The sequence below is a fragment of the Thioflexithrix psekupsensis genome (assembly GCF_002149925.1).
GTDB classification, from domain to species: Bacteria; Pseudomonadota; Gammaproteobacteria; order Beggiatoales; family Beggiatoaceae; genus Thioflexithrix; species Thioflexithrix psekupsensis.
In genome coordinates, this window is record NZ_MSLT01000024.1 from 2,501 (window position 1) to 24,580 (window position 22,080).

The 22,080-nt window shown below is 42.4% G+C and carries 22 protein-coding genes; 13 read left to right on the top strand and 9 right to left on the bottom strand.

Annotated features, from left to right (window positions below):
* Nucleotides 1-255: 255 nt before the first annotated feature.
* The 4 genes from hisH to typA form a co-directional block, all read right to left on the bottom strand.
* Entirely contained in the window at nt 256-897 is a 642-nt protein-coding gene (gene hisH / locus TPSD3_RS16490; protein WP_086489653.1) for an imidazole glycerol phosphate synthase subunit HisH, read from the bottom strand.
* Entirely contained in the window at nt 894-1,490 is a 597-nt protein-coding gene (hisB, locus tag TPSD3_RS16495) for an imidazoleglycerol-phosphate dehydratase HisB (RefSeq protein WP_086489654.1), read from the bottom strand. Before hisB ends, hisH begins: the two co-directional genes overlap by 4 nt.
* Entirely contained in the window at nt 1,487-1,705 is a 219-nt protein-coding gene (locus TPSD3_RS16500) for a hypothetical protein (RefSeq protein WP_086489655.1), read from the bottom strand. Before TPSD3_RS16500 ends, hisB begins: the two co-directional genes overlap by 4 nt.
* 119 nt (nt 1,706-1,824) lie before the next feature.
* Nucleotides 1,825-3,642, bottom strand: coding sequence for a translational GTPase TypA (gene typA, locus TPSD3_RS16505; protein ID WP_086489656.1), 1,818 nt, complete (start codon nt 3,640-3,642; stop codon nt 1,825-1,827).
* Between the two features lie 238 nt (nt 3,643-3,880).
* Here typA and phoB point away from each other — a divergent pair, with 238 nt between their 5' ends.
* Together phoB and phoR are read left to right on the top strand one after the other, a co-directional pair.
* Complete coding sequence (phoB, locus tag TPSD3_RS16510; RefSeq protein WP_086489657.1) at nt 3,881-4,576, top strand: phosphate regulon transcriptional regulator PhoB; 696 nt, start codon at nt 3,881-3,883, stop codon at nt 4,574-4,576.
* Nucleotides 4,573-5,895, top strand: coding sequence for a phosphate regulon sensor histidine kinase PhoR (gene phoR / locus TPSD3_RS16515; RefSeq protein WP_086489658.1), 1,323 nt, complete (start codon nt 4,573-4,575; stop codon nt 5,893-5,895). Before phoB ends, phoR begins: the two co-directional genes overlap by 4 nt.
* Nucleotides 5,896-6,041: 146 nt before the next feature.
* Here the strand turns inward: phoR and TPSD3_RS16520 are convergent, their stop codons facing one another.
* A complete protein-coding gene (locus TPSD3_RS16520; protein WP_086489659.1) occupies nt 6,042-7,154 on the bottom strand; it encodes a protein-glutamate methylesterase/protein-glutamine glutaminase in 1,113 nt (370 codons plus the stop codon).
* A 9-nt stretch (nt 7,155-7,163) separates the two neighbouring features.
* Nucleotides 7,164-7,787 (bottom strand): chemoreceptor glutamine deamidase CheD, encoded by a 624-nt coding sequence (gene cheD, locus TPSD3_RS16525; RefSeq protein WP_086489660.1) that lies wholly within the window; start codon nt 7,785-7,787, stop codon nt 7,164-7,166.
* A gap of 330 nt (nt 7,788-8,117) precedes the next feature.
* On the opposite strand from cheD, the gene TPSD3_RS16530 reads away from it, so the two are divergent.
* Nucleotides 8,118-10,187: a heavy metal translocating P-type ATPase gene (locus TPSD3_RS16530; RefSeq protein ID WP_086489661.1), complete on the top strand. Its 2,070-nt coding sequence runs from the start codon at nt 8,118-8,120 to the stop codon at nt 10,185-10,187.
* A 51-nt stretch (nt 10,188-10,238) separates the two neighbouring features.
* On the top strand, nt 10,239-11,249 hold the full coding sequence (locus tag TPSD3_RS16535; RefSeq protein WP_086489662.1) for a ParA family protein: 1,011 nt from the start codon (nt 10,239-10,241) through the stop codon (nt 11,247-11,249).
* Between the two features lie 54 nt (nt 11,250-11,303).
* On the opposite strand, the gene TPSD3_RS16540 is transcribed toward TPSD3_RS16535, so the two are convergent.
* The 3 genes from TPSD3_RS16540 to TPSD3_RS16550 are packed head-to-tail and all read right to left on the bottom strand — an operon-like array spanning nt 11,304 to nt 14,553.
* Nucleotides 11,304-12,266 carry a hypothetical protein gene (locus TPSD3_RS16540; RefSeq protein ID WP_086489663.1) on the bottom strand — a complete coding sequence of 321 codons (963 nt, stop codon included), beginning with the start codon at nt 12,264-12,266 and terminating at the stop codon, nt 11,304-11,306.
* Between the two features lie 11 nt (nt 12,267-12,277).
* Nucleotides 12,278-13,417 carry a DUF3696 domain-containing protein gene (locus TPSD3_RS16545; RefSeq protein WP_086489664.1) on the bottom strand — a complete coding sequence of 380 codons (1,140 nt, stop codon included), beginning with the start codon at nt 13,415-13,417 and terminating at the stop codon, nt 12,278-12,280.
* Nucleotides 13,414-14,553 carry a DUF262 domain-containing protein gene (locus TPSD3_RS16550; RefSeq protein ID WP_086489665.1) on the bottom strand — a complete coding sequence of 380 codons (1,140 nt, stop codon included), beginning with the start codon at nt 14,551-14,553 and terminating at the stop codon, nt 13,414-13,416. The genes TPSD3_RS16545 and TPSD3_RS16550 overlap by 4 nt, the downstream gene beginning before the upstream one ends.
* Before the next feature lie 459 nt (nt 14,554-15,012).
* On the opposite strand from TPSD3_RS16550, the gene nifV reads away from it, so the two are divergent.
* From nifV to TPSD3_RS16595, 9 genes are all read left to right on the top strand, one after another.
* On the top strand, nt 15,013-16,209 hold the full coding sequence (gene nifV / locus TPSD3_RS16555) for a homocitrate synthase (protein ID WP_086489666.1): 1,197 nt from the start codon (nt 15,013-15,015) through the stop codon (nt 16,207-16,209).
* Nucleotides 16,210-16,243: 34 nt separating this feature from the next.
* Nucleotides 16,244-17,041 (top strand): serine O-acetyltransferase, encoded by a 798-nt coding sequence (cysE, locus tag TPSD3_RS16560; RefSeq protein WP_086489667.1) that lies wholly within the window; start codon nt 16,244-16,246, stop codon nt 17,039-17,041.
* A gap of 20 nt (nt 17,042-17,061) precedes the next feature.
* Nucleotides 17,062-17,577 (top strand): hypothetical protein, encoded by a 516-nt coding sequence (locus tag TPSD3_RS16565; protein WP_086489668.1) that lies wholly within the window; start codon nt 17,062-17,064, stop codon nt 17,575-17,577.
* Nucleotides 17,578-17,597: 20 nt separating this feature from the next.
* Nucleotides 17,598-17,945 carry a nitrogenase-stabilizing/protective protein NifW gene (nifW, locus tag TPSD3_RS16570; protein ID WP_086489669.1) on the top strand — a complete coding sequence of 116 codons (348 nt, stop codon included), beginning with the start codon at nt 17,598-17,600 and terminating at the stop codon, nt 17,943-17,945.
* An 80-nt stretch (nt 17,946-18,025) separates the two neighbouring features.
* Nucleotides 18,026-18,490, top strand: a complete 465-nt coding sequence (locus TPSD3_RS16575; protein WP_086489670.1) for a nitrogen fixation protein NifZ — start codon at nt 18,026-18,028, stop codon at nt 18,488-18,490.
* Nucleotides 18,491-18,499: 9 nt separating this feature from the next.
* Nucleotides 18,500-19,396: a nitrogen fixation protein NifM gene (gene nifM / locus TPSD3_RS16580; RefSeq protein ID WP_086489671.1), complete on the top strand. Its 897-nt coding sequence runs from the start codon at nt 18,500-18,502 to the stop codon at nt 19,394-19,396.
* Nucleotides 19,397-19,406: 10 nt separating this feature from the next.
* Nucleotides 19,407-20,675 (top strand): ATP-dependent Clp protease ATP-binding subunit ClpX, encoded by a 1,269-nt coding sequence (clpX, locus tag TPSD3_RS16585; RefSeq protein WP_086489672.1) that lies wholly within the window; start codon nt 19,407-19,409, stop codon nt 20,673-20,675.
* A 46-nt stretch (nt 20,676-20,721) separates the two neighbouring features.
* Complete coding sequence (locus tag TPSD3_RS16590; protein ID WP_086489673.1) at nt 20,722-21,279, top strand: hypothetical protein; 558 nt, start codon at nt 20,722-20,724, stop codon at nt 21,277-21,279.
* 465 nt (nt 21,280-21,744) lie between these two features.
* Nucleotides 21,745-22,050, top strand: coding sequence for an isoamylase early set domain-containing protein (locus TPSD3_RS16595; protein WP_086489674.1), 306 nt, complete (start codon nt 21,745-21,747; stop codon nt 22,048-22,050).
* Nucleotides 22,051-22,080 lie beyond the last annotated feature (30 nt).

Here is a 22,080-nt window from a genome sequence, read left to right on the forward strand (position 1 = left end):
CCTCAGCAACTAGTGGCTTGGGTGTGAAGCTGTGCATTCTACGTGGTTTGTTTCGTCTCTGTCAAGCCTTTTTCAAAATATTTTTAATTTCTTTTGCTTCGGCTTGTCTTCACTCGCTTCTACTTCTGTAAAAGCTCGCGGACTCTTACACTTTCCCGCTCTGCATTCCCGCTTCATTTGTCTCAGGTAAGCCGCGCACTATACAGAGCAGGAAAATCCCTGTCAAGGTTTTTTTGGAAAAATTTTTGGAGACGCTCACCAGTCTAAAAAATTCTCCAGTAAGGTGAGGCCGTTCTTCTGACTTTTCTCAGGGTGAAACTGTACCGCAAACACGTTGTCTCGTGCGGCGGCTGATGTAAAGCACACGGAACCGTAACAAGTTTGTCCCGCAGTCACTGCTTCGTCGCGGGGCGCAACGTAGTAACTGTGAACGAAATAGAAACGACTGTTGTCCGGAATACCTTGCCACAAGGGATGCGGTTGTACCCAATGCACGGGACTCCAGCCCATGTGGGGAATTTTTAAACGCTCGCCACTGTTCTCTTCTAATAAAGGCGTGGGAAAACGCTTCACTTCTCCCGCAAAATGGTTAAAACCATTGACTCCGCCATTTTCTTCACTGTATTTAAGTAGGCTTTGCAAACCCAAACAAATGCCTAAAAAGGGTTTGGTTTTTAAACTGGTGACAATCACTTCTGTTAAGTGTTGTTCGGTCAAGACCTGCATACAGTGAGCAATTGCCCCTTGTCCGGGGAAAACCACTTTGTCTGCTTTGACAATGTCATGGGGAGATTGGCTGACGTTGACGTGCCAATTTTTTCCCGCCACATGTTCTAAGGCTTTGCTGACTGAGCGTAAATTGCTCATGCCATAGTCGATAACAGTGACCGTTTTCACACTAAAGTTCCTTTGGTCGAAGGCGTAATATTTTGCATTCGTGGATCGAATTCCACCGCGGCACGTAAAGCGCGCCCGAAGGCTTTAAAAATGGTTTCAACAATATGATGCGTATTATCACCGCGTAAATTTTCAATATGTAAGGTGATCAAGGCGTGATTGACCAGACCTTGAAAAAACTCTCGCACCAATTCCACATCAAATTCACCCACACGATGTTGCGTAAAATCGACGCTGAAAAATAACCCCGGCCGCCCCGAACAATCAATAGTGACTCTCGACAAGGCTTCATCAAGCGGAACATAAGCATGGCCGTAGCGACGAATCCCTTTTTTATCGCCTAAAGCCTGTTTGATGGCTTGTCCAAATGTGATACCAATATCTTCTACAGTATGGTGCGCATCAATGTGTAAATCGCCTTTGGCATGAATCTGTAAGTCGAATAAACCATGACGAGCAATTTGATCTAACATGTGTTCTAAAAAAGGAATACCCGTATCAAATGTGGCTTGTCCGGTGCCGTCGGCGTTGAAATTGACACTGATCTGGGTTTCCAAGGTGTGGCGTGTAATATCAGCAATTCTGGGAGTCATTTACAATTTCTCTGGGCAGCAGTGGAAGAATCGATAAAGGCATCGTCGGAACTAATTTGTGTTTTTTTTAAGCTGATTAAGTGATCTCCGATTAATGCCAGAACTAATAAGATAAAAGCAAATAAAGCAATAACAAGAAAACCAGAAATCACTAAAGTGAATAAGCCTATTATCAGTAAGGCAAAACCCAACTGCTGGATAACGTTTTTAATCATGTTTTAGGTCTCCTTAAAGTATCGTTACTCATCTGTAGCGATAATAATGGCAAGAGCCTAGTAAAAAAAGTGCATGAATCACTTATTTAAATTGTTCATGCACCTTTTTTTAAGAACGGTTAAGCACTTTCACGAGAAGCGCGTTTGCGTTCATGTTCTTTCAAGAACTGTTTACGTACGCGAACCGATTTTGGCGTGACTTCGACCAATTCATCATCATCAATGAATTCTAAGGCTTGTTCTAAAGAAAAACGAATCGGTGGCGTTAATAAGATATTTTCGTCAGAACCCGCCGCCCGAATATTGGTTAATTGCTTGGCTTTTAAGGGATTAACGGTCAAATCATTACCGCGAGAATGAATGCCAATCACCATGCCTTCATAGACCGCATCGCCATGTCCGATAAATAAACGTCCACGTTCTTGCAAATTAAACAGCGCGTAACCAAGACTTTTCCCTTCTCCATTAGAAATCAATACGCCATTAATTCGTTGCCCAATTGAACCTGCTTTAACGGGCGCATAATGCTCAAAAACATGGTACATTAAACCCGTACCTGACGTTGCCGTTAAAAATTCGGTGCGAAAACCAATTAATCCACGCGCAGGAATCATAAATTCCATACGCACTCGGCCTTTACCATCGGGGATCATGTTTTGCATTTCGGCTTTACGTTCGCCCAATTTTTCCATGATCGCGCCTTGATGAACTTCTTCCACATCGACGGTCAAACTTTCATAAGGCTCGCACAATTGGCCATCAATTTCTTTATAAATCACCTGTGGCCGCGACACGCCTAATTCGTAGCCTTCTCGACGCATGTTTTCAATTAAAATGCTTAAATGCAACTCACCGCGTCCAGAAACCAAGAATTTATCCGGATCGGCCGTATCTTCTACGCGCAATGCCACGTTATGCAGCAATTCTCGCTGTAAACGTTCCCGAATTTGCCGTGAAGTGACATATTTGCCTTCTTTACCGGCAAAAGGTGAAGTATTCACTTGAAAAGTCATACTGACTGTAGGTTCATCAACGGTCAAGGCCGGTAATGCCCGCACATGCGTGGGATCGCACAAGGTATCAGAAATAAATAAAGGTTCAATTCCCGTGAAAGCAATAATATCGCCCGCGCTGGCTTCGGGCATTTCCACCCGCTCTAAACCATGAAAACCAAACACTTGCAACAAGCGTCCTTGTCGTTGTTTTCCTTCTCTATCCACGATGGCCACGGGCATATTGGTTTTAACGCGACCACTGGTAATGCGTCCAATACCGATAATACCCACGTAACTGGAGTAATCCAAAGCACTGACTTGCATTTGAAAAGTTTCATCGGGATCAACGTCGGGAATAGGCACATGTTGAATAATCGCCTCAAATAAAGGCTGCATATCACCACCGCGCACCGTATTCTCCAACCCGGCATAACCCATCAACGCAGAGGCATAAATCACCGGAAAATCCAATTGACTCTCGTCCGCTCCCAAACGATCAAACAATTCAAACGTCTGATCCAACACCCAATCTGGTCGTGCGCCATCTCGATCAATTTTATTAATGACCACAATGGGACGCAAACCATGTTGTAAGGCTTTTTGGGTCACAAAACGAGTTTGTGGCATCGGCCCATCCACCGCATCCACCAAAAGTAACACGGAATCCACCATAGACAACACCCGCTCCACTTCACCCCCAAAATCCGCATGGCCGGGCGTATCGACAATATTAATTCGGTAATCTTGCCAGCGAATGGCCGTATTTTTGGCCAAAATGGTAATGCCGCGCTCTTTTTCCAACTCATTGGAATCCATCACTCGCGTCACCGCTTCCCCGCGAGTTTGTAGCGTGCCGGATTGTTGCAACAATTTATCCACTAAAGTGGTTTTGCCATGGTCAACGTGAGCAATAATAGCAATATTGCGAAGTTTGGTTATCACAGAACTGATCTCAATAAAAACAAAAAGTTAAAAAACAAAATGACCGCGCCAAGCACGTGTCAATCAGCCAATACGTTAAAATATCTGATGTGAGTATAATGCAAATGCTGCCGTTTGCGCGAAATGAGCGATAAAAAAAACGCTGCTTTTTTTGGAAAATAAGGCTTGCAATAAAATTGCAATCTGTTTGTCATAGACTGACCTAAGTCATTGATTCACCCATGAGTAACCTATTATTATGACAGAACATCACATTTTAGTGGTCGAAGATGAGGCCGCGATTCGAGAAATGTTGCATTTATCGCTAAAAAAAGCAGGCTATGTGGTCAGCGAAGCCGCGGACGTACGTCAGGCTAAGGCCTTGATTTATAACCAAGCTCCGACTCTAATTTTACTGGATTGGATGCTGCCTCATGTGAGCGGTATCGAATTTGCGCGCCAATTGAAAAAAGAACCCCAAACCCAACAAATTCCTATCATCATGCTCACCGCCAAAGGAGACGAAAGCGATAAAGTACGCGGTTTGGAAGTGGGTGCAGATGATTATATCACTAAACCCTTTTCTCCCCGTGAACTCATCGCTCGTATTAAAGCGGTATTGCGCCGCTCCAGTTCTGTACAACAGGAAAATCAGCAATTAAGCATCAAAGAATTGCAACTAGACCCCGCCGAACATCGGGTGTTAATTAAAGGCGAAGAAGTGCAGATTGGCCCTACTGAATTTCGTTTATTACACTTTTTTATGAAAAATCCAGAGCGGGTTTACAGCCGCAGCCAAGTGCTGGATCAAGTGTGGGGCGGGAATGTATACATTGAAGAACGCACGGTCGATGTGCATATTCGGCGATTGCGCAAAATATTAGCCGAATACCAATATGAACATTTGGTGCAAACCGTGCGCGGTGTGGGTTATCGTTTTTCTATCCGAGAATGATTAAAGTGGCTTTACCGTTATCGGATTATCATCGCAGCCAAGAAATATGGTTGATTATTGCCTTATTTTTTATTGCCTTAATGGGCGGTTGGTTAAGCACCCATTGGCTGCTTTTCTTGTGCTTAGGATTAAGTTTTTATTTAGCTTGGCATTTGTACAATGCTTACCGTTTATTACAATGGTTTTCTCATCCTAAAAAAATAACATTGCCTGAAGCAGTGGGAATTTGGGGCGAAATTTTTGACCATTGTTACCACTGGCAACAGCGCAATCGTAAACGCAAACGTAAATTATCCACCATGTTAAAACGGGTGCGTCGTTTTACCGCGGCCATGCCAGATGCCAGTGTGATTCTCAGTGCAGAACAGGAGATTGAATGGTTTAATAAAGCCTCACGAAAATTATTAGGTTTTCGTTCGCCGCAAGATTTGGGACAACCGATTGTTAATTTAATTCGTTATCCGAATTTTCGTCATTATTTAAACCATTATCAACAACAAGATTCAGTCAAATTAGTGTCGCCCATTAATCCCAATATGATGTTGCGCATTAATATTGTGCCGTATGCAGGACATCGTTATTTGCTATCGGCGCGAGATGTCACGCAATTACATCGCTTAGAACAAGTGCGACGTGATTTTGTGGCGAATGTTTCGCACGAATTGCGCACGCCATTGACGGTAATTGCAGGCTTTTTAGAAGCCATGACCGACAGTGACGATGAATCATTAAAAAATTGGCAACGGCCTTTATTTCTCATGAATCAACAAGTGTTAAGAATGCGCAGTATTGTAGAAGATTTGTTGTTATTATCACGCTTGGAAAGTGAGAATTATCAAATTGTTACAGAACCTGTTCTATTAGCCGAATTGTTAGAAGAAATTTACCACGATGCCGAAGCCTTAGATCAAGAAAATAAACACGTTTTTATTTTAAAATTAGACCCCGAATTGGCTTTAGAAGGCAACGCCGAAGAATTGCGCAGTGCTTTTTCTAATTTGGTCTTTAATGCCGTGCGTTATACTCCTGAAGGGGGAGAAATTACCTTACACTGTTACCAAGATGAAAGAGGCGCACACGTGGCGGTTTCTGACACGGGCGAAGGCATCGCGGCTGAACATATTCCGCGTCTCACGGAACGTTTTTATCGCGTGGATGTCGGACGTTCCCGCAATCAAGGGGGAACGGGTTTAGGTTTGGCGATTGTTAAACATGTGTTAAATCGACACGGCGCGCAATTACATATTGAAAGCGTAGTGGGAAAAGGCAGTTTATTCCGTTGCGATTTTCCACTTCATGCAATTTGTAAATCCATTTGATGCAGTCTGTCTGAATCAGAATTTACAGAATTTCAAGATTTTCAGAATGAAGAGAATAAAAAATCTGCTAAAAATAAACGACTTGCAAGAATCAATTTTGAAAATTCTTGTGTCTGTAAATTCTGATTCTGACAAAATTTGCTATATCAGCGAATATCCAATAAATTCAATAATCTCTGCGGAATTTGTGACAAAGGCACCACATGATCTACGCCTCCCAAGCGCACCGATTCACCGGGCATTCCCCATACTACGCTGCTGTGTTCATCTTGGGCAATGGTCACTGCGCCGGCTTGGTGCATTTCTAACATGCCGTGCGCGCCGTCGTCGCCCATTCCCGTCAAAATCACACCAATCGCATTTGGCCCCACATTTTGTGCCACCGAACGAAACATCACATCGACTGAGGGACGATGTCGATTCACCGGACTGCCTTCGTGTAAACGACACACATAACGTGCGCCGTCCCGTTCTACCAATAAGTGGTGACTACCCGGCGCAATGTACACATGACCGGGTAAAATCACCTGCGCATTGGTGGCTTCATAAACAGTCATGGCTGAAATTTGATTCATGCGTTGCGCAAAGGAATAACTAAACGTCGAAGGAATATGTTGACTGATAACAATCCCCGGCGTGTGTGCGGGTAATTGCGACAATAAGAATTTAATCGCTTCCGTGCCTCCGGTGGATGCGCCAATGGCAATAATTTTTTCTGTGGTGCGAAAAGGACGGCGGTGGGTTTGCGTGGCTAAAATCACATCCGCAGAATATTTCGGAGGCACAGAAATTATAGTGGCTGGAGTGGGTTTATGTTCTTTTTTGACCACTTTGGGCAAATTCAATACGGGACGAATATTGGCACTGGCGGCGGCACGAATTTTATTAATAATCTCATCGGCATATTCGTGAAATGTCTCCGCAATGTCTAATTTTGGTTTAGACACAAAATCAACCGCACCATATTCCAAAGCCTGTAATGTAATGTCCGCGCCTCGTTCGGTCAACGCCGAAATCATCACCACCGGCATAGGACGCAAACGCATTAAATGCTGCAAAAATGCTAAACCATCCATCCGCGGCATTTCAACGTCTAAAGTCAGCACATCAGGTTTAAGCAATTTAATTTTTTCGCGGGCGATATAAGGGTCTGCCGCAGTCCCCACGACTTCAATATCAGGTGCGCTATTTAATAAGCGGCTTAATAACTGTCGAATAAGTGCCGAATCATCAACAATTAACACACGAATTTTTGTCATAACAACCGCCTAAAATAAATCCACTTCGCCACCATCAATAGGATGGGTTTCCAGATTGCGTAAATAAGCATTTTCACGCTCAATAATACCCTGTTCCATTGCACGTAATTTTTTCACGCGCACGCGCCCGGTTAAAGGGTAAAATAAAATCTTTCTGGGGTAAATATCGCCTAAATCTTCAGCCATTAATTTTAATCCTTCAGTTCTTACATAATTACGAATAAAATCAATGTTTTGCTGACCGATATTCGCCATATATTGCATGATGCGTCCGCCACCAAAAAGTTTTAATTGTAAATTTTCGCGGCGGCCGCCATATTTGAGAATTTCATTAATCACATGTTCCATCGCGTAATTGCCGTAACGGGTTGCGGCACTGACTGCGGTTTTATCCCATTTATCGGGAGGAATCGTGCGGGTGGGCAGCATAAAGTGATTCATGCCGCCGATGCCGTTTTGGCTGTCGCAGATGCAGGCAGAGACACATGATCCCACCACGGTAGTAATGATTTCATCTTGGCGAGTCACATAATATTCTCCGGGTAAGATTTTGGCCACATAGCTATCGTAATGGTGATCCCAATAGCGTTTAATGTGTTCATAGCCTTTGAATGACGTGGGTGGTTTCTGCATGGATTATGGTTAAACTGTCACACAAATAGTCACAGGGTTTGGTGGTGAATCCGTCAAAGTCGCCAAACGCGATGCTGACCGTGCTAATAGTACACCATCAGCCGCATGAAAGCCCATTGGCTTTGCGAATTTTATTGAAAGCGTAGCAGAATTGGAAAGTTTCTGTCTTGAGTTTGCCTATGCCGCGCTACCTAGACACCTGTTATAATCTAAGCTAAGTCACTTTGTACAGAGGCAATGATTCTGTGATGCCTGTATTAGGTTTTAGAACGGCCTTTTTTTTCATACTAACTCTTATTATCCCACTGATTTTACTGAGGTTATTTCATCATGCTATTATTGGGTTTAGAACTTGTGCTGGCCAGTTATGTGGGGTTGCGGGTTTATGAAAAAAGCAGAGGTAAAATTGTTTCTGGCACAAGTTTAAGCGCAGTGACCGAATCCCCCACCACGCCTCACACCACCCCATCAGACCCCAAACTTTTACAAGAACCCAGTCGGGGTGAAAAAAGCGTTCATTTGCATTATGTTAAGGTGAGTGGTGCGACGTTGGGGCTTTCTGTGTTGGCTTCTCTCAATCCCATTTGGATGCCGATTACTTTAGCGGGTTTTACTTACAGTGCTATTCCTTATTTGCGCTTAGTGGAACATTCTTTATTTAAAAAGAAAAAAATAGATGGTTATGTTTTATACGGTGTGGCTGATTTAATGACCTTAGGATTAGGACATGTCTTTACGGCTACATTAGGGATTTCATTAACACATATTGCTTATTATTTGGTTTCAAATGCTGAAGAGCGTTCTAAAAATAGTTTAATAGATGTTTTTAAACAACAACCGCGTACAGTGTGGTTATTAAGAGATAATGTTGAACTTGAAGTGCCATTAGAACAAGTGCGTCAAGGCGATATTATCGTGATCAGCACAGGAGAAATTATTGCGGTGGATGGCGTGGTGATCACAGGAATCGCAGCAGTAGATCAACACACCCTCACTGGCGAATCGCAACCCGCAGAAAAGACGGTAGGGGATATGGTATTGGCTTCAACGCTGGTACTGTCGGGCTGTATTCAAGTGCAGGTTTTAACCGCAGGGTCTGACACCACCGCAGCAAAAATTAGCGAATTATTAACCCATTCTATTGATTTCAAAACCCACAGCCAATTAAAGGGGGAACAATGGGCAGATGCGTGGAGTGTTCCCTTTTTAATATTAGGTTTTTCAGCCATGCCCTTTTTAGGGCCGACGGCGACCGTGGTGATTCTCAATGGTCACATTGCACAAAGCATTCGCATTACCGCGCCATTAAGTACTTTAAATTATCTCAATGTAGCGGCTCATCGCGGTTTATTAATTAAAGATGGACGAGTATTAGAAGATTTACCGAATGCTGACGCATTTGTTTTTGATAAAACAGGCACATTAACCAGTGATGAACCTTCCGTTGGCCGCGTGATTATTTACGATGTCAATTATCATGAAAATGAAATCTTAATGATGGCCGCCGCAGCGGAACGTAAATTAGCCCATCCGATTGCGCGAGCAATTGTGAAAAAAGCAGAAAGTTTAGACTTAACGCTTCCTGACATTGAAGATGCCCATTTTCAAGTGGGTTATGGGGTCAGTGTGATGATCGGGGATCGTTTGGTGCAAGTGGGCAGTTATCGTTTTATGCAGCAAGAGGGCGTGGAATTGCCAGATGATTCCGATCAAGATATACAACAAGCACACAACGCAGGTCATTCTTTGGTCATGGTCTCGTGCAATCGGCACTTGGTGGCAATATTAGAAATGCACGCCACACTTCGCCCAGAAGTTATTGATATAATTAATAAATTACGTGATCGTCGTTCTTGTATTTTAGCGATTGTATCAGGCGATCAAGAACAACCCACACGCAAATTAGCCGAACGTTTGGGCATGGATCATTATTTTTACAACATTTTGCCACAGAATAAAGCCGATATTGTAGAGCATTTACAGCAACGTGGTTATACAGTTTGTTTTGTCGGCGACGGAGTCAATGACACGATTGCCATGAAAAAAGCCAATATTTCCATTTCCCTCAGCGGTGCGACATCCATTGCCACGGATACGGCGCAAATTGTGTTAATGGATGGTTCATTAAAACATTTGCCTGATTTATTAGAAATTTCTACCGAATTAGAAAAGAATTTAGATCGCAGTTGGTTGCTTAATGTTGTGCCTAGTACATTAACAGTCATTGGAGCTTTCTTCTGGAGAATGGATATTTTAACTTCAGTGGTATTAACACAAGGCGGTTTAGGTTTAGGCGTGGCAAATGCCGCTTTACCATTGCGACAATTAAAAACAGAATCTCCCACTCCTTTATTACCACACCAATCTTATGCGGAATATGAACGAACTGCGGGAGAATAAATTAATTTCTGTCAAGAAAATCGCCCATAAACAAGAGAGAATCCATACCTTATGAACGCCCCGATTATCGCCTTCTTCAATAACAAAGGGGGCGTAGGAAAAACATCACTGGTTTATCATCTCGCGTGGATGTATCAGCGTTTGGGATTGCGGGTGATTGCGGTCGATCTCGATCCCCAAGCCAATTTGACGGCTGCTTTTTTAAGCGAAGACCGTTTAGAGGAAATTTGGCTGCTTAATCAACAACCTAGCACTATTTTTCGCGCCGTACATCCCCTGATGCGCGGGACGGGAGATGTGATTGTGCCGCAATTGGAAGTGATTAATTCCCGTTTACATTTGCTGGTGGGTGATTTACAACTGTCTGAATTTGAAGGAAATTTAGCTTTAGAATGGCCGGGCTGTATGGATCGCAAAGAATTGTCATTTCGTGTGACTTCTGCTTTTTGGCGGTTGTTACAACAACTACAAACGCATCAACATCCTGCGAATGTGATTTTATTGGATTTAGGTCCCAATTTAGGCGCGATCAATCGAGCGGCTTTAATTGCGTCTGATTACGTGGTGGTGCCTTTATCGCCAGATTTATTTTCTTTACAAGGCTTAAAAAATCTGGGGCCGACTTTGCGTCGTTGGCGCGCAGAATGGCACGAACGACGGCGTAAAAATCCCACTCCCGAACTGTTATTGCCGCAAGGACAGGTTAAACCCGTCGGTTATGTTGTTTTACAACATTTGCAATATGCCGCGAATACTGGTCGCCCCGTTAAAGCCTATGAACGTTGGTTAGAACAGATTACAGGAACATATTGGCACGCGGTTTTGAATCGCACCGACATAGAAGTGCCGAATTTGGCCGAAGACCCGTATTGTTTGGCATTGGTAAGACATTATAAGAGCCTCATGCCATTGGCACAAGCCGCACGTAAACCGATTTTTGATTTAACAGGACACGATGGTTTAACAGGTGGCAATGTTTCTGTGGCACAACAAGCCGTACAGGATTTTGAACAATTGGCACGCCGTATTGCGCGTAATTGCAAAGCGTATCAGCAGAAGTAGTTGCTTAAAATGTTAGGAAATTTTTGGCTATAAATAGAATTTTTGTATAGGCTCTTATAATTTTAGACTCCTATTAGAAATCTGCGGCTTAAAATTCTTACCGTCGAATGAAATAGAACCCAAATGGTTGTTACCTTTTTCGTTTTTATGAATCTCGAATTCACCATGTTGTGTATCTACAGAAACAATAAATTCTGAATTCGGTATTGTGTAAATAATTCTAGCAGGATTATTTTTTTCTAAACTACCAGTGGCTTTTTCCCACTTTTGAATCTTGGCAATATGAGTGGAAAGCTGTCTAATTCGACTTACTTTTTCATCAACGGTCAGCTTTGATAATTCTTTGTAAAATGTATCCCAAACTGTACTCATATCATCATCTAGGTGTAAGCTATATATTTCCTTTAAAACCAATAGGTTTGTCCGCTTGAGTTCAGGATTAAAATATGGCTTATAACCCTGCCAGTTATATAAACGGGACAAAAAAGCTAAATGGCAATCAACGATATGTTTTTTGTTACTGGCGTTTCTAATTGATTTAATTTCCGTGACATCGCCTTGATCACTCACTCTGGTTATTGAAACGCCAAATTGACACATATTCCATTGCGTCACACTATCAAGGCTAACGACTAAAGAGTCCTTCAAATAAGCTGCCGCAATGCCTGTCGGCTCATGATGATCTACACCATTAAGCGTGATATAGGTTAAATCGTAAATATTTCTGTGTGGATCATCTTCAGTAATGTATGGAGAATCAAAAATTCCCAGCAAAAAAATATACACGGAATCGTGATGGTCAAAATTATCTTGCAAAAAATCAAAGAGAGTTTGATTTTTTGTAATCATTTTTTGGGCAAAGTCATCACTACGCCTAAAAGAAAATGAGTCATCTTGTAATGACTCAGTAATTTGTTTTAGCAATCGACCAAGTTGTGCTAATTTTTCTAACCAAAGGCAAGCCTGCTCATCAGTATCCGCAGTTGTTAGTGATAATTCATTAAAAAATATATCCATTATGATTTCCGTTAAAACAGTTTCATCATGGAATTTGTCCACTCATCAAAAAATCCCTTGGGAATTTTTCCAGCACTTCCATCTTCCATCTTTCGGTAAAGTTTACCTTTTTCATCAATCATAATCGGGGTAACGTGACTTGAATAGCCTTCTTCATCACGCTTAAAATGGAAAGAAACCACATTATCTGGGGAAATATCTTTTTCTCGTACAGCAATCCTAATTCCATTTAAAATATGGTCACTGTGCGTTTCTATGAAAAGCTGAACTCCCGCTTGTGCCGCTAAAGCAAAAAGTCTTCCTAATTGCGATTGTCCTTTAGGGTGCAAATGGGATTCTGGATTCTCTAGGATAAGCAGATCACCCGGTTTGGAGGACAACACAGCCGTAATAATTGGTAAAACATACGTTATACCAAACCCAACATTCGTTGGTCTAATTTCATCGGTAAGCGTGTTAGCGACTTGGAATTTATACGATAATTTTGCAACAGCAAGTTCATCGTCTAGTAAAGCACCTATTTGTACATTTGGGCTAATTTCTCCGAGCCAAGCATCTAGTTGAGCTAATAAAACATTAGATATTGCTTTAGGATGGTGCAAAGAATTCGTTGGAATAGCTTTAAATCGGTTACGAGCAATAAAATGTGTAGTAAATTGCCCATAATTGCCTAAAGTATGAACTTGATCTACGTGATAATCAGAAGCGGGGAAGAATGTTTTTGGAGAGGCTCTTTCAGCAGCAAGATATTGAAAATTATCACAAAACAATGCCTGTTTCCATATTTCATCTTCATATTCTTTTTTATTGTGCAATGGTAATAAGCCAAATTTATCTTTATCTTCATATTTAAATTCAATATGAAAATCTAATTGTTCATTCCATTGAAGCTCAAAGCTGATAATATTATCCCCGCTGCCATACATACAATAAGCATCTTTTCCTTTTCCTATTTCAATATAGTCCCCATTTAGTAACAACCCATTTTGTAACAAAGTATTTTGCCGATAGGACTGTCTGAGTAGCAATAATGTCTGTAAAACAGAGGATTTACCCATACCATTCAGCCCTGTAAATATATTAAGAGGGCGAGGAGAAATGCTTATCTCCCGAAATGACTTAAAATTTAGTATTCGAATATTCGTAATCATACGCTATATTTCCTGATAATAGATTCGATAGTTTCAAATCTTTTTTTAATCTGTGTAGCCCCCAAAGTGGAACGAGAAATTGCACTAAAAAAATCATCATCATTCTTTAATTTATCAGCAAACTCAGCGCATACACTTCCTTTTTTTTGTGATAAATTCTTTCTTTCCTCATCACTTAGTCTTGCAATAAGCACAGTCCATACCTCAAACAAGGCTGGATTTTTCTTGTTTTTTTCTTTGCCCATAATTGACTTACTGAAAATCTGATGACCAAATATTTCATTGCAAGTGTGCAAAGCAGCTTGTAAGTTAAACTTATACATTTTTAATGTATTATCGTCAATTGAACTGAGCTTTTCCATTGCATCGTCAAGAAATTCCGTAAAATTACGTATTCTTTCTTTTTTTCTTAATGGATAATCCGTGTAAGAAAATATAGAAAACGCCAAATAACGCAAGACAAGTTCTCTGGCTTGCATTCTTTTGTCATTCATATTCACTATGGTTTTGAAAACATTATCTTCTACCAGTTCTTTCAGATAGTTCGCTGGTTTTCCTTGATTTAGAGTATGGCGTATCTCTTGAGGAGTGAGTTTAAGACCACCCGTATTAATTCTTCTGAAAATATCATATTTTACCTCTTTTGGCGTACCCGGCTTTATGAGGTAAGTTATCAATTGATAACGTGCCATTGCTCTTCTCTGGTCGGAAGCAAGGTCATCATAGCCCTTATCGTTTAGGCTGGTATAAATTTGTAAATCAGTTAATTTTAAGGTTTTGTCTATCATAAATTTTTTCAATGTTGACAGCCGCTGCAATCCATCAACAATTAACCATTTAGAATTATCTGAGGCATCAAAATAGAACACGGGTAATGGTAGTCTTAATAGAATTGACTCTATTAATCTACTCATTATTTTGTTATCCCATAAATCCCCACTTCTTTGAAAATCAGGATTCATGTCTATTGCTTCATCTTCAATCATAGATACAATTGTTGATAGGCTATTTTGCTCTGAAACAATATCAATGTCCTTTGGATCGAATAGTGGTTTATTCCCAGCAAATATCTCATCTTCAGCTTCTTCTTGCTCAAGTTCATTTTCTTCAGTATTGACTGACTCATTATGTGACATGATAATTTATCCTTTCTCTTCGTAACTCATTGAGTTTACTTTGTAAAAAATCCAAAAAGTGAGGCGGTAGTGGTTTTATAAAAATGAACATGTCCACAACTCAAGCTAAACTGGCAAGTTTTGTAGCCATATTGAAATTATAATGACGAATAAAATACTCCATAGCACCAACCTTGTAAAGACGATCCCAAACCATCGTAATATATAAATCACAAAAAATCGCCATTTTGTATAATTTCTATTTTTTAGCGATTGCTGCAACAAGTACAAACCCATCATCTCCCCACACACAAAAAACAAGGCAAAATTGTAGGCTTTGCGACAGCATTCAGTTTGCTTTGCAGTATTTTTATTCCCCTAAATGCGACAAGATAATTATAATTGTCTGATTTTAAAAGAAAAATAAAATGGCATAAGGCTTGCTAAACTCAGAAAAATCTCTGATGCGAGCCTAATACCATGACCCATCCCGCGCCCCATACTGTTATCATCGACGATACCACCTTACGTGATGGCGAACAATCCGCCGGTGTTGCCTTTTCTCTGGCTGAAAAATTAGCCATTGCCCGCGATTTAGATGCCATTGGTGTGCCTGAATTAGAAGTGGGCATTCCTGCGATGGGAGCAGAAGAATGTGACAGTATTCGTGCGGTGGCCGCCTTGGGCTTATCGGCACGTTTACTGGTCTGGACACGAATGCGGGCTGATGATTTAGCGGCGTGTCGAGACTTGGGCGTGCAAATGGTGGATTTATCCATTGCCGTTTCCGATCAACAAATTACTCATAAATTACGCCAAAATCGCGCTTGGGTGTTAGACACCATTTATGCTTATACGCAAAAAGCCCTCGAAATGGGTTTAGACGTGGGCATCGGGGGAGAAGATTCTTCGCGTGCCGATGTGGATTTTCTCATTCAAGTGGCCGAAACCGCACAAGCCGCTGGAGCGCGTCGTTTTCGTTTTGCCGATACGGTGGGTATTTTAGAACCGTTTGGCACGTATGAACGGATTAAACGTCTGCGCGATGCGGTGGATATTGAAATCGAAATGCACGCCCATGATGATTTAGGATTAGCCACAGCGAATACTTTGGCCGCAGTGCGCGGTGGTGCGACACATGTCAATACAACTGTGAATGGTTTGGGTGAACGCGCCGGCAATGCTGCCTTAGAAGAAGTGGTTTTAGGCTTAAAACAGTTATACGGTTATCAATTGGGGATTGACATGCGCCAATTCCAAGCCGTGTCTGAACGAGTGGCCGCGGCTTCTGGACGACCTTTACATTGGCAAAAGAGCTTAGTTGGCCCCGGTGTTTTTACCCATGAAGCGGGTATTCATGTGGATGGTTTGTTAAAAGACCCGTTGAATTATCAAGGGGTTGACCCTGCCGAATTAGGACGCAAACACCAGTTAATTTTAGGTAAACATTCTGGCACGCAAACGGTTGTCCAAGTGTATGCCGAATTAGATATTTTTCTTAATCGTGAACAAGCCGCGCAATTATTACCTGCGATCCGCGCTTACAGCACACAATATAAACGCCCTCCTGAAGCCGATTGGTTAAAAACGCTATTTTTAACCACTTTCGATCAAAATAACCCCCGTTGTTTGTGTTTATCGTCTCACCCTGTTTGCGCTTCTGTGGTGACGCATTGAATGCAACCTTTTGTTTTTTAAGGAGCGTCAAAGTATGTTGAAAACTGAATCGTCTGTTACCCCTTTGAAATGTCCCATGACAGAACAACGCCCTTTATTGCAAGAATTACGCGAAGATGTCAGTTGTGTGTTTGAACGGGATCCGGCGGCGCGGACTCGTTTTGAAGTGCTGACCACTTATCCCGGTGTTCACGCGCTGATTTTTCACCGTATTTCTCACCGTTTATGGCGACGTAATTGGTGTTATTTGGCGCGATTATTGGCGTTTATCAGTCGCTTATTCACGAATGTGGACATTCATCCGGGTGCGACGATTGGTCGGCGGTTTTTCATTGATCACGGCATTGGCGTGGTGATTGGGGAAACGGCGGTGATTGGTAATGATGTCACGCTTTATCACGGCGTAACACTCGGTGGCACGTCGTGGAATAAAGGACGACGACATCCGCAATTGGGCGATAACGTGTTAGTCGGCGCGGGTGCGAAAATTTTAGGCGCGATCAGTATTGGAAATAATGTCCGCGTGGGCGCAAATTCTGTGGTGGTGCGCGATATTCCTGCGAATTGTAGTGTTGTGGGCATTCCGGGCAAAATCGTCCGCACCGGCGCACCACAAAAAAGTGCGTTGGGGATTGATTTAGACCATCATTTAATTCCTGATCCTGTTGGCCGCGCCATGACGTGTATGCTAGAGCGAATTGTAGAATTAGAACGGCAATTAAACGAAGGCAAAACGAATACCCGTAGTAAAACAAAAACCGATCCCTGTCCTGCCTGTGAAGCCTTAGACGTGTGTTTGTGCGAGCAGAGCGGGGAACATTGCAAGAATTAATCAATTATTAGGCTAATCCAATGGATTTACTCGATTTTGAAGGCGAAGCGTTATATTTTGACGATCCACCGCCTGAAAATGTCACTGTGTTACTAGCAGCCGCAGCGGATGCTTACGGACAAGGCGAATCGGAATTGCCGTTATTGCAGGCTTATTTTTTCGCACCAGAACATTTAATGGTCATTGTTGCCTTATATCGTTTTTTTTATTATCAACATCGTTATCCCGAAACTTTAATTGTGGCTGAACGCGCATTAACTTTAGTTGGGCGACGGTTGCATTTTCCCGATCAGTGGTCAGCATTAACACCCGATGATTTATTGGGTGAAAATAAGCCCATGAGTTTGATTCGATTTTACTTATTAGCCTTAAAAGGCGCGGCGTATGTGTGTCTGCGTTTAGGACAGCTTGAAAATGGAAAGGCTATGGTTGAGAAAATATTGGAATTAGACCCCGAAGATCGTTTAAATGCTTCGGTGTTGAAAAACGTATTAGACGAAGCCACACGTTTACGTTTGGTGGTGTCTAATCCTTAATTTATACAGAGGGTTATCTCATGCCTACTTTAGAAGATGATTTGCAAGATTTAAGCACCGCCGAAGATTTTTTAAATTATTTCGGTATTAATTACGACATTCAAGTGGTGCAAGTGAATCGTTTGCATATTTTGCAACGTTTTCATAATTACCTGCATAAAGCCGAAAACGCCATGCCCGACGATGAAGCCGCACAACGCGAGGTTTATATCCGTTTATTAACACGGGCGTATCAAGACTTTGTTGAATCCGATGCGTTGACCGAGAAAGTGTTTAAAGTGTTTCGGATGCACGAGCCACAAACGGCTTTTGTACCGTTGGAGCAAATTATGAGTAAATCAAATCCTGCGGTTTCAGGTAAAATGTGACTTTATTTTCTTTTTTATGGCTCTGAATCAGAGGTTAATTCTGATTCAGACGATCCCAGTTTGTCAGTAAGGAATAAGTAATGCGTCCCCAATTTGAATATGGCGATTCTGTCCGTGTCGTTCGTAACGTGCGCAATGACGGTACTTTTCCCGGTAAAGAAGTGGGTGAATTATTGGTGCGACGTGGCAGCGTGGGTTATGTGCGCGATATTGGCTCATTTTTGCAAGATCAAATTATTTATACCGTTCATTTTGTTGATGAAAATCGCATGGTTGGCTGTCGAGAAGAAGAATTAATTGGCGGTGATGAATATTGGGTCGCCAGTTTATTCGAGTTCCGTGACAAAGTGACTCCAAAAATTCCCCTTGCCATTCAAGGCGAGGTCATCGCCCAACCGGGTGATGTGGGTGAAGTGTTTAAAGTGTTACGCGATGCACCGGGTGGGGTGCAGTATCACGTGCGTTTTCCCGGCCGCACCTTGCAAGTACCTGAAACGGCTCTTGATCCCGCGGGCGATTCTGTTCCCACTGCGGATGACAGGTAGGATACATTTATGAGTAGCACACCTTTAACCGTTCCCCCACCCGCCCCTGAGATTCCGGCCGAATTGGCTTATCTTATATTGCGCACCGCCTTAGCGCGTTTTAAAAAAGCCACTGCTGAATTAAACGCCGCCGAATTAAAAACCGCGCTTGCTGCCGCACGGCAACAATTTAAAGTGGAAAGTCAAATTTTATCCTCTCCCGAAGCCGCAGAAGTAGAAGTGGCTGAAGCGGATTTCATGAACCATTTAGCCGAAATTCAAGGACGTTATGAGGATCAGGCCAATTTTATGGCCGATTTGGCGCGTAATGGCATGGATTTATCGCAATTGCAAACGGCCATCCGTCGAGAATTACACGTTGAAGTGGTTTTGACACGCGTGGGCGCACGTGCTGCGGATATTAGTGATGTCGATGTTAAAATTTATTATTACATGCACCCTGAACGTTTTACACAACCCGAATTGCGTACGGCTCGCCATATTTTGCTGACGATTAATCCCGAATTTCCAGAAAATACGCGAGAACAAGCCCATCAGCGTTTAGAACAAATTCGTAAACGCTTGCTAAAAAAACCACAACGCTTTGCTGAACAAGCCATGAAACATTCCGAATGTCCAACCGCATTACAAGGTGGATTACTAGGGCGTTTACCGCAAGGCCAACTATTTCCCAGTTTAGACACGGCCTTATTTGCCTTATCCGAAGGACAAATGAGCGGTATTATTGAGTCAGAATTGGGATTTCATGTGTTGTTGTGTGAGGCGATTGAACCTGCGGGAACAATGTCTTTAAAAGACGCTTATCCCAAAATTTTGGAACATTTACAGCAGCGACGGCGACGAATTTGCCAAAAAAGTTGGTTGACCCAGATTCAAAATTTGCCACATTCGGCGCATCCCATCTAAGGAGTCTGTCATGAGTAAGCCACCTCCCCATTGTTCTTTTTGTGGAGTCGAGCAGTCGCCCGGTGTCCCGTTGATTGCGGGCGCGGAGGGGTACATTTGTGAGGCTTGTGTGCGTTTAGCCAATCAAGTCGTGACCAGTTGGGGACGTAAACGCGCTTTAGCGGATTTACATGGCCCTTTACCCACACCGTCTATGATGAAAGCCCGCTTAGATGACTACGTGATTGGGCAGGATTTAGCGAAAGAAGTGTTGTCTGTCGCCGTGTATAACCATTATAAGCGATTGAAACACGAAAGCACCCACAGCAGTATCGGTGACAATGAAGACGCAGTAGAAATTGGTAAATCTAACATTCTCATGTTAGGACCCTCAGGAACAGGAAAAACTTTATTAGCCAGTACCTTAGCAAAAATTGTGGGCGTTCCGTTTGCCATTGCCGATGCCACGACACTGACTCAAGCGGGTTATGTGGGCGATGATGTAGAAAGTATTCTGGTGCGTTTGTTAGACGTGGCAGAGGGAAATGTCGGACGGGCGGAATGGGGAATTGTTTACATTGATGAGATTGATAAAATCGCCCGCGCTTCAGAAAGTAGCACTGTTGTGCGTGATGTCTCTGGTGAAGGTGTACAACAAGCCCTGCTGAAATTGATCGAAGGCACACAAGTTAAACTGCCACAAAAAGGACGTAAACGAGATCACGGTGAGGAAATCACAATGGATACTCGTAATATTTTATTTATCGCAGGCGGTGCTTTTCCTGCATTAGAGGAATACGTTGCGCGGCGGGTTAAACCCAATCGCCGTGATATTGGTTTTCATTCTCCCGTGTTGGACGACAGCAAATTGACTTCTTCGCAATTGCTGGCCGAAACGCAACCCGAAGATTTGCGACGTTTTGGTTTAATTCCTGAATTTATCGGCCGTTTACCCGTATTGTGCGTATTGGAAGAATTGGACGAAGCCGCCTTAGTGCGTATTTTAACCGAGCCACGCAATGCCTTAACTAAGCAATACGCTAAGTTATTCGCTTACGAAGGGGTAGAATTACGTTTTACCGATACGGCATTAACTGCATTGGCACAAAAAGCCTTAGCGCGGGGTACAGGCGCACGCGGTTTGCGTAGTATTATGGAAAATGTTTTGCGTCGTTGCATGTTTGATCTGCCCTCTCGTAAAGAGGCCAGCATTTGTATTGTCGATGAAGCGGTGATTGCAGGGGAAAAAGAAGTTCAAGTCATTGATAATGAAGCGGAAAAAGCAAACGCTTCCGCGTAATTTTCTATGTATTTTTTTATTCAGCCGACCTTGAGGAGAAAAAGCAGTGAGTTTGTTAGAGACTTTAAAAGCCGAAAAATTATTGTGGCAAATGTCATTTAGCGGCGCAGTGAGTGTAGGTGAAGGGTATCGGGGTGAATTAATTCTGGTACCGGGCAAGATCAACGCTTCTGGTAATCAAAATCCTCCCGAAAAATTGGCAGCGCAAACCCTATTGATCGCCAAAGAAGGGAAAATTGATTTTTTAGCGGGTTACGTGCGCCATTTGGATTATTTAAACCATTTTGCGGAAAAATTTGTTCCTTATTGTAAAGCAGGCATTCCTTTTTACTTTTTCGTCGAAGACATTGGCAAAACGATGTCATTTGAACTGGCTGATCACCGTTTTTACGTGTTTCCATTAGACGAAGGCACGGTATGGAACGAATTTTGTGATATGTTAGGTTTAGAAAAAGGCGATTTTAAAGGCTTAGATGCAGGCGAGAAAATCGTAAAAGTCGCCGAAGAAGGCGCGAATTTTAAACCCAAAGCCGAAGAAGTCACTTTTGAAGTGGCTTTAACCCGCACCATCGCCATTCATAAAGAAGCCCGTGGCCCTGTGTAATCTTTATTTGTAGATTCATCGCCACCGCACATAAAAAGACATCAAAAATGATTTTTTGGTGTCTTTTTTGTTTTTTCGGAGACTAATGTTAGAATACTTGAATGAGACCTATGAAAAAGTACATCTTTTGTGTCCATCAAGACGCATGTTTTTTGAGCAGTGACGCAACTTGATGCAATATTTACGCTTCGATAATTGGCAGCATTCAACGGGTTTTATGTTTGAAGCCCTCCCTAGGCGTGATTCTTGAGTTGCTTGGTAGGGCTTAAATTGAGAATTGTTGATGTATAATTAAACAATTTAATTTTGTGCTATGCGCTTAACCAATCACTCTATTTTTCACTATTCTTCATTATTCATACGTTTGTCACAAAATGGGATTGCATTTATCCTAAAAATAATGGCATTGTACAATCTCTATTGATGCTGGTTATAAAACATCTGCTATAAGGAGGGACGATTCTCATGAGCATTACTAAAAAATTCTTGAAAACTAAGCCCGTGTGCAAAGTGACTTTTGAACTGTCTAAAGTCGGCGCAAAAAACGCAGAAACGGTGCATCTGGTGGGCGACTTTAATCAATGGGATCAGCACAATCTACCCATGAAAAAACAGAAAGATGGCAGTTTTAAAATTGTCTTAGATTTAGCCACAGGCCACGAGTATCAGTTTCGCTACGTGTTAGATGATACGCTATGGAAAAATGAAGATGGTGCAGATGGTTACGCGCCTTCTCCGTTTGGTGACAACAATTCGTTACTGAAAATTTAACAGACTCAACCCATTTTGCCACGCACAGCG